Source organism: Chitinophaga pinensis (genome assembly GCF_007896845.1).
Lineage (GTDB): Bacteria > Bacteroidota > Bacteroidia > Chitinophagales > Chitinophagaceae > Chitinophaga > Chitinophaga pinensis_C.
In genome coordinates this window covers 316,654-335,876 of record NZ_VOHS01000003.1, presented here as the reverse complement: position 1 = coordinate 335,876, position 19,223 = coordinate 316,654, and the positions used below count along the sequence as shown (strand labels likewise).

Genomic DNA, 19,223 nt, shown 5'->3' with positions numbered 1-19,223 from the left:
GTGAAGGTGTTAGCGAAACACTTATATGTATAAGTTGAAAATTTCTTTAAGTTGTGTTTATCAATCTCTACGGCTCTTTTGGCTATCGCATATAGATGTTATGTATTATATGGTTTGAAGTGATTACATTTGTTCTTATTAAAAAACAACTTTACAGATGCAACTTTCAGGCCATTCGAAGAGGCTGATCCTGTTGGCGGAAGATGATATTGATGACCAGGAGCTGTTGGAAAATGCAATAGAGGAGATAGATCCCACCTGGCAACTGGTGTGCATCCCTAATGGTAGAAAATTCGTGAAATATCTTGACACCATGGGTGAAAGCGATATGCCTGCACTCATGATACTCGATTATAATATCCCTGAGCTTACCGGCGTAGAAGTAGTAAAGGAACTGAACGATCAGGGCCGCTTCATGGATATTCCGAAAATTATCTGGAGCACCTCAACATCTCCCGTTTTTAAAGCGAAAAGCATTGAACTGGGTGTTAAAGACTATATCACAAAACCTAACGACCTCGCTTCTTTCCTGACTACTGCGAGGTATATGCTTTCTTTTGTCAAAGAATGATCGGAACTTGCACCAGCCATGGTGAATCATTCCTTTTACACTGAGCAGTACCAATCACTGGACGCCGATGCCCGCATCGTAGTTGATGTATTGTCTGTATACCTTTATCCACTGGAGCGATATACTTTTCTTGACGCAGTAAACCGTGTCAGGGAAATGCCGCAGGACCGTATACTCGATATTCTCGAACTGCTGAAGGAAAAAGGACTGGGGACATATAATCTGGCAGGCAATTATTCCCTAATCCCGGAGCTGGGTTTCCTGCTGTTTCCGGAAAATATCAGAAAACCGGAATACCTGCGTCTGCTCGATCACGCAAAACCATACTCTTTTTACAGTACCAGCGCCCGATTGCAGGAACTACAGCAACTACTGACAGCCTTTTTTACCGGCGATCGTTCTTTGCTGCTCCAACCTGTCAGGAAAATCAGTTTTGAACTCGCTGAATATTTTCCATACCTCTGTTATCTGTTATACTATCCGGCATACGAGGGATTGTTGCGTTTGTTCGATACCGGCAGCATTACCACTATCTATAATGCGGCGGTCAGACAGCACCTGCTGGCGATGAGTACACCTGATGCATTGCAACAACTGAAAGTACAGGTCGCCACATTGATCAGGACAGCACCGACTGCCCTGGCACATGCAGAAGTGACCTTACAGGCGGGAGAAGCAGGAGAGGAGATCACCGGTACAGAAGCTACATATGCACAGGCAGTAGTACACCTCTACGAGGGTCAGCCCGATAAAGCACTGACCTCCTTTGAACAGGGTATCAAACAACAACGGCAGCAGGATAAAAAGAATACGATTCCGGTATCACCACTATTTGCTTTCCTGTATACCTATACCCTGACCATACTACCGGAAGAAAAAGCATATACAACCATCAACAAGGTAGTTGCTGCCTACGATAAAAAATTGTTTCAGGATATTACGCCCGCTATTGCGCTGTTACACTTTCATAGCGGACGCAAAGAAAAGGCGGATCACATCCTGCAGATCCTGCTGGAAACGACTTCTAAACAACCGGAGAAATACCTTCTCAGTTATCTGGCATTGATATGCCTGCAGGCATATCACCCGAAAAGTAAACTACTCAAACAATATAGTCCCTTCCTCAAAGTCATTGTATACCACGGTATACAGCGCAAATATCGCCTGCTCACATACGAGCTGTTATACCTGTTCCGCGATCAGGCATATCTGAATAACGAAAAGACATTCCGCGAACTGGCTACCTTCATCGGTAAAGAGCCTATCTTCTCGCGGATGCAGCCGGTAGCTGACTGGGAACGCCTGCTAAATGTGCTCATACTACCGGAAGCCGGTAAGCCACAAAAAGAAAAAGCACCTGCCGCCACCCGACTGGCATACCTCATTGACATACGCAAATCAGAGATACAGCCGGTTATACAAACACATCAGGGAGATACCGGATGGAGCAGGGGCAGGATCGTGGAACTAAAAAAACTAAAGGATGGATTGATAGAATCGATGACGGATCATGATACCCGGATTGCCGGAGCGATCATCAAAGAAAACTATCATACCTATGGTACCGAGGCCTATGCCTTCGGTGAAAGAGTATGGCATGAAATAACGGGACACCCTTATCTTTTCATGCTGGAAGCACCGGAAATTCCTGTGGAGATTGTGAAAGGGCAACCAGAGCTGATCGTCAATAAAACAGGAAACGGCTATGTATTCAGCACCAATATCAATGACTATATCAGTGATACAGTACTGATAAAAGAATCTGATACACGTCTGAAAGTCATCCGGCTCACACAGCAGCAGCGTACTGTATTGCAGACGCTCAGACAGATTGAGACAGTACCTTCCACAGGGAAAGATAAACTGATGCAGGCGCTACGCAATATAGGCGCTCATATGACTGTACATTCCAATCTGGACGACACAGCTGCATTAAATATCAGACAACGTACAGGCGATACCCGCATACGCGTACAACTACAACCTACCGGCGATGCGTTGAGAGCTTCATTCTTTGTAAAACCATTTGTCAATGATCCACCTTACTGCAAACCGGGAGAAGGCGCCCGTCACCTGATAGGGGTTACCAATGGGGAACGTTGTCAGGCCACCCGCGATCTTGATGCAGAAAAGAGCAATCTGGCAAAACTGGTTATACTCATACAGGAATCTGTCAGACAGGAAATAGAAGATGACGTCATCATCTTTGAAGATCCTCTTGAATGTCTGCAATTACTGGAAGTCATACAACGTCATCCCGAACTGGCCACTGCCGAATGGCCGGAAGGACACAAATTACGGGTACGTATGGTCGAACCACAGGCACAACTCCGCATGACCATCCGCAGGGTAGACGGCAAATGGTTTGCGGCCAATGGCGACCTCAAAGTAGATGATGACACTGTTTTATCATTGAAAGATCTGCTGGATGCTGTTAAAGCCAGTAACAGCCGGTTTGTAACATTAGGAAAAGGAGAATTTCTCTCGCTGACCGGTAAACTCTACCGCCAGCTCAATGAACTGGCCAGTGTAGCGATCGCAGAACACGAAGAACTCCGTATACGCCCGCTTACTGCACACATGCTGGACGAACTGCTTGAAGACGCCGGTCAGGTAGAAACAGACGAACACTGGAAAGCACTGCGTGCCAGACAAGCTGCAGCTGAAACAGTACAGGCGGAAGTCCCCGCTACCTTACAAACGCAGTTACGCCCTTATCAGGAAGAAGGCTTCCGCTGGATGGTCAGATTAGCTGCATGGGGCGCTGGTGCCTGTCTCGCTGATGACATGGGTCTGGGTAAAACCATTCAGGCAATTGCCATGCTGCTATACAGAGCACATGAAGGTCCGGCGCTGGTAGTCTGCCCTGCGTCTGTATTACCAAACTGGGTAAACGAACTGTATAAATTCGCTCCCTCCCTGCAGGTAAAACAGATCACTGGTGGTAAACGTCATGCTATGCTGAAAGCAGCCGGCCCATTTGATGTGGTATTGATCACCTATGGTATCCTGCAATCCGAAGACGAGTTACTGTCCATCATTCCATGGAATACTGTTGTGCTGGATGAAGCACATACTATCAAAAACTATCAGACGAAAACCTCCAAAGCCGCTATGGCTTTACAGGCTGGTTTCAGACTGATACTGACAGGTACACCGGTACAAAATCATCTGACAGAGATCTGGAACCTCTTCAATTTTATCAATCCCGGTCTGCTGGGTAGTCTGCCATATTTCAATAAACAGTTTACCACACCGGTCATCTATAACGCGGAAAGTACCGTTACCAAACACCTTCGCAAGATCATTGCACCATTCATGCTGCGCCGTACCAAAACAGCCGTACTGGATGAATTGCCGGAGAAAACAGAGATCGTGAAAATGATTACACTGTCTCCGGAAGAGGCCTCTTTCTATGAAGCGCTCCGGCTGAAAGCAGTCGAGAATATCAAACGCTATAGTAAAGACAAAACCAGCAAACATAATTTAAATACACTGACAGAGATCGGTAAACTGCGCATGGCTGCCTGTAATACACAGATGATTGACCCGGAGATCCGGATCCCTTCTTCCAAACTGGCAGTATTTATTGAGATCGTAAAAGAGCTGATCGACAATAATCACCGTGCACTGGTATTTAGTCAGTACGTAAAGCACCTCGACCTTGTCAGACTTGCACTTGACGAACTGAATGTTTCATATTGTTACCTTGATGGCAGTACACCTATACCTGTCAGGGAAAGAGTAGTAAAAGAGTTCCAGTCAGGCGCCGGCTCACTGTTCCTGATCAGTCTTAAAGCCGGAGGAACTGGCCTGAACCTGACCGCGGCTGATTATGTCATTCACCTCGATCCGTGGTGGAACCCTGCAATTGAAGAACAAGCATCTGACAGAGCATATCGTATCGGTCAGACAAGACCGGTGACGATATACAGGCTGGTGACGAGACACACCATCGAAGAAAAGATCATTGCGCTACACAATAGTAAAAGAGACCTTGCTGACCGATTACTGGAGGGAAGTGATATCAGTGGTAAGTTATCCACCGAAGAATTATTATCTCTGATTGCAAAAGCAGATAAATAATAAGAGATGACTTGCTCTGCTACCTGTTTGAAAAACACCGTTAGCATCCCTCTCAATGATGGAAGAAGGATTTATAGATAGTATTTCTATTGATATTGAATGATCTGACCTTTAAAATTTGACAAATTATCCCTTAGAAATGCCTCATTTTTTATCGCGCAACGCATTTTTCTTCATTTTAATATTAATTATTTCAAAAAGAGAAGAAATAATTTCCTGATATCAAAATTTGATTATCTTTAGCGTGTACTTATCCTATGAATCACCTTTTTACATCGGCTCGAATCCCGCTATGGCGTGGCATTTGAGCCGATGCAATGAAAATCATCAGTAATAATTTTTTACTATCCTATGAATCACCTGCCTTCGATAAAAGGCACCTGAAAACCGTCTGAAATCTTCCCCTTATATCCCCAATTTTTGTTACTTTCAGGATCTCTGATATCCTGATGTGATTTTTCGTTCCCTCCTGCGAATAATAAGGTAAATGTTTTTTCAAATGACCTTAATGATTACATCATATGGCCCCTCCAAAAGAAGATAAAGTCTTTCTGTCGGTCATCGAACAGCACAAAGGAATTATCTATAAAATAGCCAATTCCTATTGTCACCATACAGAAGACAGAAAAGATCTCATACAGGAGATCATCTTCCAGCTATGGCGATCATTCGACCGGTATAATGACCAGTATAAATATTCTACCTGGCTATACAGAATAGCCCTGAACGTGGCGATTTCCTTCTATCGTAAAGACAGTAAGCACAACAACGCACACGAACTTACCGCTGATATCATCGTCGTTACAGAGGAAGCAACAGATATGGAACAGTTACAATTATTGCAACGTTTCATTCATGAGCTGCCGGAACTGGACAGAGCCATTATGCTACTGTATCTGGAAGAGAAAAGTTATAAGGAAATAGCCGATATACTGGGATTGACAGAAACCAACATCGCAACAAAGATCAACCGTATCAAAGGCAAATTAAAAACCAAATTCTCCACCATTCATACCTGATAAAAATGGAAGACATCTTATTAAAACAAATGTGGGCCGCTTATGATAAAAAGCTGGAAAAATCACTGGCCCTGAATCAACGTCTGATCACCGAAATGCAGACCCAGAAGGTAAGAAGCGCACTCCGCCCGCTAAAAGCGATCAAGATCGTAGCAGTGATCCTCGGTATTATCTGGTCCTTATTCCTCTCTGCTCTGGTCGTTTTAGCCATCATGTATATGACACCATATAGTCTCTTCTTCATCGTATCTGCCATGGCCGTTATCGTCATCACCGTTACTGCCATCGTTGTATACATACGACAGGTTTCTCTGATACAACAAATAGACAATGACAGCAACGTGCTGGACACACAGAAAAAGCTGGTCCGGCTGCAACTTTCAACCATCAGTATTGTACGTATATTAATGTTGTCAGCTCCCTTTTACACTACCTTCTACTTCAATAAAGGCATGTTTGAAAATGGTACAATCGGGCTGTGGGTATTTCAATTGACAATCACCTTCCTGTTTTCAGCCCTTGCCATCTGGTTCTACCAGAATGCAAAGATGGAAAATGTCGATAAACGCTGGTTTAAGATTATCTTTGGTAGCAGTGAATGGACCTCTCTCACTAAGGCTCAGCACTTCCTCCGGGAGATTGAAGCCTACGAAAAAGAATAACACATGTCCGGAAAAGTAACTTTTGATGCAGTGATACAACAACATGGCGGGATGAATGCCGGCTATGTAGTGTTTCCTTATAATGTACAGGAACTGTTTGGCGTAAAAGGTCAGGTGAAGGTGAAAGCGCTGATTGATGGTAAAGTCACCTATCGGGGTAGTCTGACAAAGATGAATATGCCTGAACACTGGCTGGGCATTACCCAGGTCATCCGTAAACAACTGGGTAAAGAACTGGGAGACACCATTCATGTCGAACTGGAACAGGACCTTGATGTCAGAGAAGTAGTACTCACAGATGAAGTAGTCGCTTTATTTGCCAGACACCCCAAAGCGGAAGCCTTTTATAATAAACTCTCTTATACTGACAGAAAGGAATACATGGTTTGGATCACTTCCGCCAAAAGAGAGGAGACCAGACAAAATCGCCTTACGCTCATGATCGAAAAACTGGAAGCAGGAAAGAAGGTGACCGGGAAATAATAATTCGGTTCCTTTGATTTAACTTGTACCTTCAATGGACTGCCAGTGAAACATGAGTGAACTTACAACACCCAAACCGTCTATCCCTCGGGACCAGGAACTTCAGATACGTTTTGCATTACATGCTGCCGGGATCGGTACATGGGATGTGGATATGCTTAACCGGCAGATTGCACTGGATGAACGTTGCAGGGCACTATTCAGACTGGCAGACGACGAAATACCTACCTACGAAACCGTCATACGGCACATTCACTACGCAGATCAGGATTCCATCCGACAGACGGTCAGACAGGCATTACAGCCCCAATCTGACCACCAGTTCAGTGTCCGGTTCCGAAGTATCGGAACTGACAACAATAATACTTTATGGCTGAATGTAAAGGGACAGGCTTACTTTGATAATGAGGGAAAAGCCATTCGTCTCTCTGGTATCAGTCAGGACATTACCGCAGAAATAGCCGCCCACGAGAAGGCTGAAGCTGCAGAAAGACTGGCCAGTCTCGCCGTAGAAGGGTCTGATGCAGGTATCTTTACCGTTGACCTGAGCACCGATGACATTGACTTCTCAGCGAACCTTCAATATATTATGACAGGCGTACGCGAACCTGTTGTTAAGAAACGGAATATACTGATCAGCCATATTCACCCGGATGATATGCCCTTAAGAGAACGTGCCTATGCAGTTGCCGCACAAACAGGTACCCTGCACTACGAAGCACGTTTTATATGGGATGATGGCTCTATACACTGGGGTAAAATACGTGGCAAATACTATTATGATATCAACGGTACTCCTGTATCGTTGTCCGGTATCTGCCTCGATGTCACCCTGCAGAAAGAGCAGGACCGCCTGCTCAAAGAAGTTGAACAGCGCTTTGCACTCTCCTTTAATAATGCCACCATTGGTATGGCTTTCATCGATAGCCACGGAAAGTTCAATATGATCAATAAAGCCTTTGCAGGTCTGCTGGGTTGTACGGCCCAGGAACTGACCGGCAAAGAATACATAGAAATCGTACATACCGAACATCAGCAGGAAAATGTACAACTCTTCAAAGAGCTGATGCAAGGCAAACGCGATGTCTTCAACCAGATCAAACGCTATCGCCTGCGGGATGGTGCAGAACGCTGGGTACAGGTCAATACAGCCCGTATCATCAATCAGGATGATCAGAAAGAAGATATACTGGTCATCGCCTTTGATATCAGTAATGAAGTAGCTGCCCGTCAGGAACAGCAAAAGCTGCTGACATTGGTAGAGAACAGCAGCGACTTTATCGCCGTAGCCAATCTCGATGGTACAATTACCTATGTGAATGACGCCGGTATGAAAATGCTGGGAATGGGACGTAAGACATCCACCATCACCCGCAATATCAGAGATATCTTTACCCTTGAACATCTGGTACATCTTGAAAAACACGTTCTTCCTGCCGTCTTTACCCAAGGCAAATGGACGGGAAGACAATACTATACACAGCAGGAGACCGGCGAACAGATACCTTTCCATACCAACGCATTCCGGCTGGACAGTCCGATGAGCGGAGAGCCCATCGCTGTCGCCTGTGTAGCCAGAGACCTGAGAGCAGAACAGGAAGTGCAACAGGCATTGCTTGAAAGCGAATACCGTTTCCGCTCCCTCGTAGAAGAAGCCCCTGTAGCCACCGCCCTCTTTGTAGGACCTGAACTGGTCATAGAGGTCGCCAATGAACCGATGATTAATGTCTGGGGTAAAGGCAGATCTGTGCTTGGGAAGAAACTGTCGGTGGCAGTTCCGGAGCTGAAGGAACAGCCGTTCCTGAAAATATTGGATGAAGTATATAAAACAGGTATCGCCTATCATGAAAAAGAAGCCAAAGCGATCCTTGTCATAAACGGGAAACCCGAAACATTCTATTTCAACTACACCTACAAACCATTGCTGAATGCAACGGGAGAAGTCTTTGCAATCGTAGACATGGCCATCGATGTGACTGAACAGGTACTTGCCCGTCATAAACTACTGGAACATCAGGGGAATCTGGAACTGGAAGTAGCAGAAAGAACGGAAGAACTGGCAGCCTCCAACGAGGAACTGGCGGCTATGAATGAAGAATTGCAGGATGCCAACGCCAATCTCGTAAGGTCAAATCAGGAGCTGGAACAATATGCATATGTTGCCAGCCATGACCTGCAGGAACCTTTGCGGAAGATACGCATCTATGCAGACCTGCTGAACCGTTATGAAGATCTGGTCCCGGACCATAAAAAGCTGGTGGAAAAGATCAATCAGTCATCTGAGAGGATGTCGATGCTGATCAAAGACCTGCTGGAGTTTTCCAGACTGCTGGAAAAGGGAAATATGACGCGGGCAATAAACCTCACCTTCATCTTACAAAGCGTCATCAGCGACTTCGAACTGATCATAGAAGAGAAAAATGCGGAGATCCTGATAGGCCCACTCCCTACTATACAGGGTATTCCTTTACAGATCAATCAGCTGTTCTATAATCTCATGAGCAATGCTCTGAAATTCACACAACCTGATACCCGTCCTGTAATAGAGATCAGCGCCAAAGTTATTACTCCCGATATGGCAGGCAGTTATCTCGGCAAATCAGAACGACACAAACAATACTTTGATATCACCTTCAAGGATAATGGTATCGGCTTCGAACAGAAATATGCCGACCAGATCTTTGAAGTGTTTAAACGCCTGCATAACCGTGCCATGTATCCCGGCTCCGGTATCGGGTTGTCATTATGCAGACGTATTGTTGCCAATCATTCCGGCCACCTGTTTGTAGAGTCTGACCCCGGAAAGGGCACCCTCTTTCATATTATCATTCCCGGATTATAAGATCAGAAATTCCACCATGGCGCCATCACCGGTTGTTCTCCTACAATAACCGGCTGACCGATCATTGGTGTAACAATAGGCATATGCTTTACCACGGCTTCTTTTGCGACCCTTTCAACAGGCTCATTCCATGGGTGTAATGCCAATTTGAATTTAGCCCAGTGTACGGGCAACAACATTTTTGCTTTCAGATCGGATGCTGCCTGCACGGTTTCTTCCGGCATCATATGGATATGTTTCCAGGCTTCATTATACTGCCCGCATTCCAGTATCGCAATATCTACAGGACCCTGTTTTTCACCAATCTCTTTAAAATGTGTACCGTAACCGGAATCACCACCGATGAAAATAGTATAACCGTACATGCTCAATACAAATGATGACCACAGTGAACCTCCTCTTTTCAGCCCCCTGCCGGAAAAATGCCGGGCAGGCGTAGCCGTCAGCGAGATCTCCGGACTTAACTGCTCCTTTTCCCACCAATCCATTTCTGTAATATGCTGCTCCTCCACACTACAACCTGCTATATCTTTTCCTACACCCAGTGAGGTATAATAAGCCTTTGTCTGTGGACGCAGTTTTTTTATAGTCTTTTTGTCCAGATGATCGTAGTGGTTATGTGTGATGATCATGTAGTCTATAACAGGCATATCTTCTGCCTGGTAAACATTCGAACCGGGAAATGCTTTCACCATAGTACGTATCGGGGATGCATGTCCGCTTAATACAGGATCTACCAGTATGTTGATACCTCTGCAATGGATCAGATAAGAGGAGTGTCCGAACCATACGATTACCGGTTTATCTGAACCTAATGCCTTCAGATCCGTTCTGACAGAAGGGATCTCGCTGGCAGGAACAGCTGTTGCCGGCGGATTAAAATACTCTATCAGCATTTTACTCATAGAGGTACCCTCCGTCATCATAGGGGTGTATTCAAGATTCAGGAACTTTCCCGCCTTATAATTCCGTGACTCAGTCAGTATCCGCCATTGCTTTTTCATACAGTAAATTTAATCGGGATGTTGGTTCAGATAGCCATCCCCGTCTGCGCAAAGGTCAGGAAAAAGCCGCTATCACATATAATAAAAATCAAAGGATTGATATCAGATTTCAAAGATGCCTTTTACATATAATAAAACCTCCGGAACAGCTGAGATGCTCCGGAGGCCGCAAAAACATATACAGTTATCAGTTGGTACTGATCCTATGCACTTTCAGATTATCATAATAGATATATCCATCGGTGGATGATTGCCAATAGGTCTGGCTACCACCACGGAAAGTATGGAAGGTCAGTCCTCTGATGAGACGTTTGCTGTCGTTGGTTGTCCAGCGGATATCCTGATCCAGTACGACTGTACCGTCAATCACGTACTGCACGTGACCATTGGTATTGCTGCCCGTATTACTCTTTACATACAGGTGTACATGGTAGGTCTGTCCTTTGTTCAGACTACCACTGGAAGGATAAGACTTGCCGAAAGTCTCTCCATACTGACCAGACTGATCTTTGAAGTAAACATATGGTTGGAAGAATACCCTGCCGGCATCTGTCTGATACCACATCAGACGGGCAGTACCACCATTACCATCCCATCCCGGATCACCACCGGTATTACCATCACCGATAGAGAAACCGAAGCCGAGTTTCCCACCTCTGCTCCAGTCAAATTGGCTGTGGAACCTTACATCATAGTCCACCTCATAGGCGGTACCATCAGAAATGTCGATGTTGGCGACAACGCCACCAGCACCAGATAAGGCATTCTTTAAAAGGGTAATACGCAGATTACCATTGGAGATCATCCCCCGGCTGTCTACCCAACCGGTAACGTTACCAAAGTCGGTAGCACCATTATTGGCGGTATACGTCACGCCATGTGTATAGTTATCCCAGTTCACACTCCAGGAATTCAGGATAGTATTGCCCACTGCCTGAGCTTCTAAACTGCTGCCAGCGGCAAGACGTTCTTCCTGCTGAACGCTTTCCTTTGCACATGCTGACAGTAATACGGTCATGGAGAGGGCTGCGGCCCGGCTGACATTGACAATTTGTTGTCTGTTCATCTTTGAATTGGTTTTTTAAGGGAAAATGAAAAAAGATAATTCGCTATAGGATAATCTATTAGGCCTTCAATTCACTAATACAATCGATTGCATCTATACGCAAGCAGATAAACGTGGATCCAGTCTGTAGGTTTCCTTAGATGTCGCACGAAGGGAAGAGGGGTACTATCGGAATTAATAAAAAAGTGAAGAATTTGTTTCAAAATTGGAAAATCGGGCGATTGGATTAGTACCCGAAACGGGAGAGTCTGTAAGCTACCCTCAAAATCGAAGAGGTTGTCCACTATATGGCGGACAACCTCTTTCTCATTCGACGGACGTTATAGGGATAATTAGCGGGTCGTATTACTTACCACGATCTTCTGACGGTGAATGATCTTTTTATCATCAGTAACCGTCACAATATATACACCATCCGGCAGGGATGAAATGCTCAGACTATTGTAATTGCCTTTGATACGTTGAGACAGTCTTTTTACACCAGCGATGTTGTAAATGTCTACATTGTATACTTTCACCGCATCCGGCAGAGAAAGGTTCAGTACGTTGCTGGCAGGATTAGGCCAGATGTTCAGTACAGCGATCTTCTTCTCTGGTACAACCGCTACAGCTGGTGCTAACAATGGCTGTGGATAGGTGAATGGAAAATCGATCTGCGCCTGTTTGAACTGCATTTCAAGTTGTTTGGTCCAACCGAACGCGGTATCTGCCTGCAGTTCCAGACTGAATTGCGCCGCTCCACTCCAGAAATGCACAAACTCACCCAGATTCAGATCACGGGTATATTCGCCATTATGCTGTGGGAAATACTGTGATAACAGTTCAAAATACCTGTTCAACGCTGCACTGGAATCAGCTCTGTCATAGATCGGATAGAACCAGTCACGGAACCAATAAGTATCCGGACTTGGGAAGCTCTCTGCTTTCACCACAAAATCATTGTATGCCTGTTGTGCATCAGCTGACCATCCCAGACGTTTCATTACATCATAGATGAATATTTCAACCCATTTGCTGTCTCCCCAGATAGGGAAAGATGGTGAATTGTGTACACCTTTGCTTCCACCTTCCACGATGTGTCCTACTTCGTGAATAGATGCATGCAGGTTCCAGCCTTCACGGGTAGCCCAGCTGCCTCCGAGGTCACCCACGTTAGCATAATCATGGGAAGCATCAAACACATTCGCCGGATGGCCACCGGAATAGCCTGACTTACTATGAAACACCATGTTCAACTTAGGATCACTGAAAGAACCATAGTTCTGTTTTACATACTCCCACACATTTGTGAAGTCCTGATTCATCCAGGTGATAGAAGGACTTACCGCAGCATCAAAATAAATATTCACACTGCTGTTAGAATAATTTAAAGTCAATGGTTCTACGTGCGCAAACCAATGTTCCTGCCATACCGTTTTTGGAGCAGCAGTCAATGTTGTATTGCTGCCGGTTACCCATGCAGATGCTCCATTCGCATTTTCTGCTCTGAGACGATAATAGTATTTCGTCAGCGGAGACAGATCAAGAGAATAAAAATGCGTGGTATTCAATGGCAACACAAATGCTGTATTCCAGTTTGACGTATCTGTCGTTCTTTCAAGACGATAATTAGTTTCTGTACTTGCAGCATCCGCCCAATCCAGAATGATCTGATTGCCGGATACTGACTGTGTTGTAAATCCGGTCGGAGCCGCAGGAACACCTGTATTCACGGTACCTGTACCGGTACCGATGATTTCAAATTCTGATAACTGTGTAATAGAAGCGCCATTATTGGCAGTAATATTCAAACGGTAATATTTATAAGAGGTAGTATTTGGGAACACATAAGTACGTTTCTTATAACGGGCAGAAAATTGCTGGTCGGTTACCACCTGCAGATTCGTCCAGTTCGTACTATCATTGGAACCCTGAAAGGTCCAGTTACGTGGATCACGATCTGATGCATCATTTGCAGAAGTAATGCTGTATTGGGTAGCTACTGCGCCACCTGGCAGGGAATAGCCAATAGCAGTGGTAGCAGCCCATGCGAGGTATTTGGTATAAGGGCTGTTATCAAAGGCTTTATCCAATCCTTCTGCACCGGTTGTGTTATACGGATCGTTGAACTTTGCGTTGGTATAATTGGTGATATCAAATCCGGAAGGAGCCACGTTTGTTTTTACAACATCGGAAGTATCTGCGGAAGATACACCTGTTGCATTTACTGCTCTTACACGGTAAATAAAGCTGGTACCAGCGCTCAATGAACTATCTGTATAGGTAGTTACATTCGCAGCAACAGTAGCACGTGTTAAAAAGTTAACGGCATCCAGTGAACTTTCAATGCGATAGCCGGTTTCATTGGTCGCATTGTCTGACCACGTCAGATTTACTTTATAACCTGATTGAACAGTGGCCGTCACATTAGATGGCCCGGAAGCCGGTCCTGTCAATGAACCCTGCAGTTGCCACTCTGCCAGCTGAATAGCGCCTGCACCATTGTTGGCAGTAACATTCAGTCTGTAAATAGTATACGCAGTGGTGTTGGTGAAAGAATAAGTTTTTGTCAGAAAACGACTGGCAAAGGTCTGATTGGTCTGCGTGTTCAACGTAGTCCATGTCTTACCATCATTTGATGCCTGCAGATTCCAGCTCTTTGGATCACGGTCAGCATAGTCGTTTGCAGAGGTAAGGGAATACTGGGTCACAACGGCGGATCTTGCCGCTTCAAATTGTACCCAAAGGGATGTTTTGTCAATGTAATACTTCGTGCTGGTGTTATTGTCTATCAGCTTCGGATAGTTTTCCACGGCGTTGGAATTTCCGTATTGCGCGGTCAGTGAGCCTGCTGTCGACGTGATGTTCGTCTGAGCCAATGCCGGCACTGCAGCGCATAGGAGGGCCAAATACAAAGATGCCTTTGTAAAATTACGCATAGTAATTGCTCTTTAAGGTTTATGTAATTAAAAAATGCCTGATTTGTTTTAAATCATAGGGTGATGAAATGTTTCTCAAAGTGGGTGTGCTTTTTGGTTGATATATTTGCTCACGAAACGGCTAACACAAAGACGATATACGATTTACTAATATCGTAAGTAAACAGCTGCAAAGCTGTCAACGGATTTCAAACAGATTGTTAATAGAAATTAAACTACAGGCGAATGCCAAAAACGTCTTTTAATGCTTTCTTTGCGGCATGATACCCACACATACCGTGAATACCGCCACCGGGAGGTGTAGAAGAAGAACAGACATAAATACCTTTTGCAGGTGTTGTATAGGGCGACCATCTCATAGCAGGCCGGGTATAGAGTTGTGTAATATCCAATAAACCGCCGTTAATATCCCCACCAATATAGTTAGGGTTATACGCCTCCACATCAGCCGTGTTCATAACATGCCGGCCAATGATCAAATCTTTAAAACCGGGTGCAAAGCGCTCTACCTGATTCTCTATCGCCGCTGTCATGTCTTTTACAGACCCATTCGGCACGTGGCAATAACCCCACGCTGTATGTTTTCCCTCAGGCGCCCGGGTCTTATCAAAAATACTATGTTGTACAAACAGGGTATAAGGTAAGTCTGGATGCTGGCCATTTACGGTACGTTGCTCATTGGCAGCTATCTCCTCTATCGTATTTCCCAGATGAATCGTGCCTGCTTCCCGGCAAGCCGCCGCCGTAAAAGGAACCGGACCATCCAGTGCCCAATCGATCTTGAACACGCCCATTCCATATTTATATCTTTTTAGTTGCCATTTATAGAAGGAAGTAAACCGCTCTCCTGCAATCTGTAATAATTGCTTTGGTGTGACGTCCAGTAATACTGCCTTCGATGGAGGCAATTCCTTCAATGCCTTTACAAACGTTCCTGTCACGATTTCTCCACCAAGGGAAGTGAAATAAGCGCCCAAAGCATTAGCTAATGACTGTGCCCCTCCTTTCGGTGCCGGCCATCCACTCACATGGCTATTCGCCATCAATACCAGTCCAATAGCAGCAGTGGCGATATTCGTCAGGGGTTGAATCGCATGGGCAGCTACACCTCCAAATAATCCACGTGCCTCTCTTGTTTTAAAACGCTTTGCCAGATGCATGGCTGACGGCAATGCCTTTAATCCGAATCTGGCCATAGTCAAAGGATGCCGCGGTATTTGCAAAGGTCCAAGTATATCTTCGGAGAGGTCTTTAAAATCCTTTAGTAACGGTCGAAACAACTGCTCATACGCATGACGGTCACTCCCCAATAATTCAGCTGTCTTTTCCAGCGAAGAATACAACACAGCAGCAGTTCCATCATCAAAGGGATGCGCAGCATCCGCAACAGGATGAAGAAAAGATAAACCAAACTGCTCCAGTGGCAACTGACTAAAGAAAGGTGAGGTCTGTGCCATAGGATGGATAGCAGAACAGATATCATGCGTAAATCCCGGCAATGTTAACTCTTTAGACCGTAAGCCTCCGCCTATCTCGTCCCGGCCTTCAATAACAAGTACAGATAATCCCTGTTGTTGCAGGAGTATAGCTGCTGCAAGTCCGTTAGGTCCGGAGCCGATGACAATGGCGTCGTATGAATACTTCATATTGCGAAAACATTAAGAATTAGTAATTAAAAAAGTGAGGTTATTAACAACCCAATTTTCAATTACTAATTCTTAATTATTAGTTGATTTAATATTGTCCTGCTTCTAATTTACTGGGCGACAGCAAATACTGCTTATCTACCCTGTCTAAAATTACGTAAATAGAATCTTTATTTTCATTTAAGCCATAAAGAATGATCCGTGTGTCACTCGGTCTTTCATAATGCAACACATATGGAGGATCTTTCTTTTTAGTTGTGTTCGGACGATCAGTGGCATTTCGCCGCTGGCGCTCTCTTCCCTGATTGGACTGACTTCTGTTTTTATCACGCAAAGCAAGTTCCTGCTTTACAGTATCCGCCTCATAGTAAAAGAACCTGCGTCCTCCGGCCACACCTGCCAGCTCAAAGTTACGGTCCACATCATTTTTAGGTGACCCGCCTCCGTTACTCAGATCCAGCCACACGGGCTTGTTCACCTGATAAGTCAGCGTAGACCACTTTTCAAAAGTCACGTTCTGCCAGCGTACTGTATCCTGTGGGGAATAAGGAATCACCTGATTATTTAAACGGAACTCAGTCACATTGTAATAACCTTTTGTACCTGCGATACCTTTATTAACCGGCTGCTTGTATGGATCGTACAGATAGTTCCACATCTGCAGATAGAACAGGATCACAACGAATAATAACACAGCTCCGCCTTTCAGGATATAACGGGAATACTGTTGCCATTTTTCTTTAAACGAAGGATAGTAGTGCACAGGTACAGTATATCTTTCCAATACCAGCAGATTGTAGAGCTTCGGTACATCATATGCAAGGACAAACAACGCCAGTATAACAAAGTAGGCACTATACACATGTACACCACCATCATAGGCGAAGTTCACAAAGGTGATATTCGCCAGCGCACCTGCCAGCAATACAGCGCCGATAGCAGCAGTACCACGGAAGAATAAAAGCACACCAGCAAGTACTTCTACGATACCGGCAAACACCTGATACCATGGTACAATACCAATCGACAGCCAATATATCTTCTGTGCAGTGAAATCACCAAAGTTGGTATGCAGATTAGAGATCGATGGATAAGGCATCTGTACGGGAAACAACTTTGTATATCCAAAACCGATGATCCCGATACCCGCACGGTAACGCACGATCACCCGCAGCCAATAATACAGGATATTATATTCTTTTCTCCGGTCAAAAATACTCCAGATACCAGCGCCTGCTATTGCAATGATCAGCGCCGCCAACCAGCTGGCATAACTGGCTATTCCCCAGCGGCCACTCTCTGATTCTACGTTCCATAAATTGGGCTGAAAACGCGCAATATCATACACATCTCTGTACTTCAGGTGTATCCAGTCCATCGTAAAAAGATGTTGATACCAGTTCCAGCTGGTCGGGATACTCATGATCACAAAAAAGATAAAGGCAACACGGAATGCCAGTTTCTGCCAGCTTTTCCATGGCTTTGCAGCAGGTGTAACAGTATCTGTGTGCACTTCCGTTACGGGCGTTACAGGTGCTGCAACTGTTGAATGAGTTATATCAGACATAACGTTGATTTTAGAGTTTAAGCGGTTTACGGCGACCTTCAATCAGTGGATACTTCTTATTGACCTTATCCAGCACGACATACACGGAATCCTTCTTTTCATTGATGCCGCTAAGGATGATGCGGCTGCTGTCAGGTCGTGTATAATGCAGCTCCAATTGCTCCTGCTGGTGATATTTGTTTTTATTCTGCAGCAACAATACCTGTTTTGCCTCGTCGATATGATAGCTGTAATAGTGCCTGCTGACAGATCCTGCCAGCTCATAATTACGGTCGGGATCATTCACAAATATCTCTTCTGTATTCGCCAGATCCGGGTGTACATAACGATTCGAACGCACACTCAATGTAGCCCATGGTTCAAACACCACATCTTTCCACCGTACAGTATCCGTCAGGGAATAGGGGATCGTCTGATGATTGATCCGGAACTCCGTTACATTATAGATCCCGGCAGCTGCTGTCAGCCCCGGCGTATGCGGATACTGGTACCCCAGCTGTTTATAGCTCGCGTAAGTCTTGTAACCATACAACCCTACAAAGAAGAAGATAAACAAGGTTTTCAGCGCCAGTTTTAATCCCCTTTGCCACGGTTGTGGCAGATAAGGTCGTACCGTATTTGGCGCAGTAGGCTGTTCAAGTGTCAGCAGATTGATAATACGGATAATGTCATACTGTAACAGGAATAAAGCGAGTACGACCAGATAGAAGCTGTATACATACTCTCCGCCTTCATAGGCCAGATTAGACATGAATACGTTACCGGTGAAGGTGATAATGATACCTGCGCCAATGGTAGAAGTTCTCCTGTGCAGTAATAACAGTCCCGCGACAGTCTCCACCAGTCCCAGAAAGGTTTCCATAGAAGGCACCACACCGGTGCTCATTGCAAAAATCTTCCACGCCGACAGATCGCCATATTGTGTATTCAGCTGACTGATAGAGGGAAAGGGCAATTGCTGCGGAAACAGTTTCAGTAATCCATAAGCGATCACACCGATTGCCAGACGGTATCTGACAATCACGCGTAACCAGTAGTACAACTGATTATACTCCTGCCGGCGTCTGTCCAGATAAGACCAGATGAGTGCACCCGCAATCGCGATAACAGCGGCTATGCCCCAATCTGCAAAACTGCCGAAAGGACTGGATCCTGTTATAAAACGTGGCGTATAACGGGTCAGATAAAAGATATCACGGAAACTCAGTTCTCCCCAGTGAATCTGAAATAAGCCCGCATAATAGCGGATATCCAATGGCACACACTGGATAATGAAATAGATGAAGAAAAAACGGAAAAGCACCTTCAGGGATGCTTTCCACGTTTGTGGTGGTAATAAATTTGCGGGATGTGTCATAC

General features: G+C 45.1%; 12 protein-coding genes. 6 read left to right on the top strand and 6 right to left on the bottom strand.

Going from position 1 to position 19,223, the window contains the following annotated elements; genetic code table 11:
- Positions 1 to 157 precede the first annotated feature (157 nt).
- The 6 genes from FEF09_RS04810 (at position 158) to FEF09_RS04785 (ending at position 9,663) form a co-directional block, all read left to right on the top strand.
- A complete protein-coding gene (locus FEF09_RS04810; protein WP_146304057.1) occupies positions 158 to 571 on the top strand; it encodes a response regulator in 414 nt (137 codons plus the stop codon).
- Between the two features lie 18 nt (positions 572 to 589).
- Entirely contained in the window at positions 590 to 4,657 is a 4,068-nt protein-coding gene (locus FEF09_RS04805) for a DEAD/DEAH box helicase (RefSeq protein ID WP_146304056.1), read from the top strand.
- A gap of 521 nt (positions 4,658 to 5,178) precedes the next feature.
- A complete protein-coding gene (locus FEF09_RS04800; protein ID WP_146304055.1) occupies positions 5,179 to 5,676 on the top strand; it encodes an RNA polymerase sigma factor in 498 nt (165 codons plus the stop codon).
- A 5-nt stretch (positions 5,677 to 5,681) separates the two neighbouring features.
- Entirely contained in the window at positions 5,682 to 6,338 is a 657-nt protein-coding gene (locus FEF09_RS04795; protein WP_146304054.1) for a hypothetical protein, read from the top strand.
- Between the two features lie 3 nt (positions 6,339 to 6,341).
- The gene (locus FEF09_RS04790; protein ID WP_146304053.1) at positions 6,342 to 6,821 is read left to right on the top strand and encodes a YdeI/OmpD-associated family protein; all 480 of its coding nucleotides are present in this window, start codon (positions 6,342 to 6,344) and stop codon (positions 6,819 to 6,821) included.
- 52 nt (positions 6,822 to 6,873) lie between these two features.
- Positions 6,874 to 9,663 carry a PAS domain S-box protein gene (locus FEF09_RS04785; RefSeq protein ID WP_146304052.1) on the top strand — a complete coding sequence of 930 codons (2,790 nt, stop codon included), beginning with the start codon at positions 6,874 to 6,876 and terminating at the stop codon, positions 9,661 to 9,663.
- A gap of 2 nt (positions 9,664 to 9,665) precedes the next feature.
- On the opposite strand, the gene FEF09_RS04780 is transcribed toward FEF09_RS04785, so the two are convergent.
- The 6 genes from FEF09_RS04780 to FEF09_RS04755 all read right to left on the bottom strand — a co-directional run bounded on the left by FEF09_RS04780 (position 9,666) and on the right by FEF09_RS04755 (position 19,221).
- Positions 9,666 to 10,667, bottom strand: a complete 1,002-nt coding sequence (locus tag FEF09_RS04780; protein WP_146304051.1) for an MBL fold metallo-hydrolase — start codon at positions 10,665 to 10,667, stop codon at positions 9,666 to 9,668.
- A gap of 187 nt (positions 10,668 to 10,854) precedes the next feature.
- Positions 10,855 to 11,733 (bottom strand): polysaccharide lyase, encoded by an 879-nt coding sequence (locus FEF09_RS04775; protein WP_146304050.1) that lies wholly within the window; start codon positions 11,731 to 11,733, stop codon positions 10,855 to 10,857.
- Positions 11,734 to 12,065: 332 nt separating this feature from the next.
- Positions 12,066 to 14,651, bottom strand: coding sequence for a fibronectin type III domain-containing protein (locus FEF09_RS04770; RefSeq protein ID WP_146304049.1), 2,586 nt, complete (start codon positions 14,649 to 14,651; stop codon positions 12,066 to 12,068).
- Between the two features lie 215 nt (positions 14,652 to 14,866).
- Complete coding sequence (locus FEF09_RS04765) at positions 14,867 to 16,297, bottom strand: phytoene desaturase family protein (protein WP_146304048.1); 1,431 nt, start codon at positions 16,295 to 16,297, stop codon at positions 14,867 to 14,869.
- An 88-nt stretch (positions 16,298 to 16,385) separates the two neighbouring features.
- Positions 16,386 to 17,864, bottom strand: a complete 1,479-nt coding sequence (locus tag FEF09_RS04760) for a hypothetical protein (protein WP_146304047.1) — start codon at positions 17,862 to 17,864, stop codon at positions 16,386 to 16,388.
- A 10-nt stretch (positions 17,865 to 17,874) separates the two neighbouring features.
- Positions 17,875 to 19,221 (bottom strand): DoxX family protein, encoded by a 1,347-nt coding sequence (locus FEF09_RS04755; RefSeq protein ID WP_146304046.1) that lies wholly within the window; start codon positions 19,219 to 19,221, stop codon positions 17,875 to 17,877.
- Positions 19,222 to 19,223: the final 2 nt, after the last annotated feature.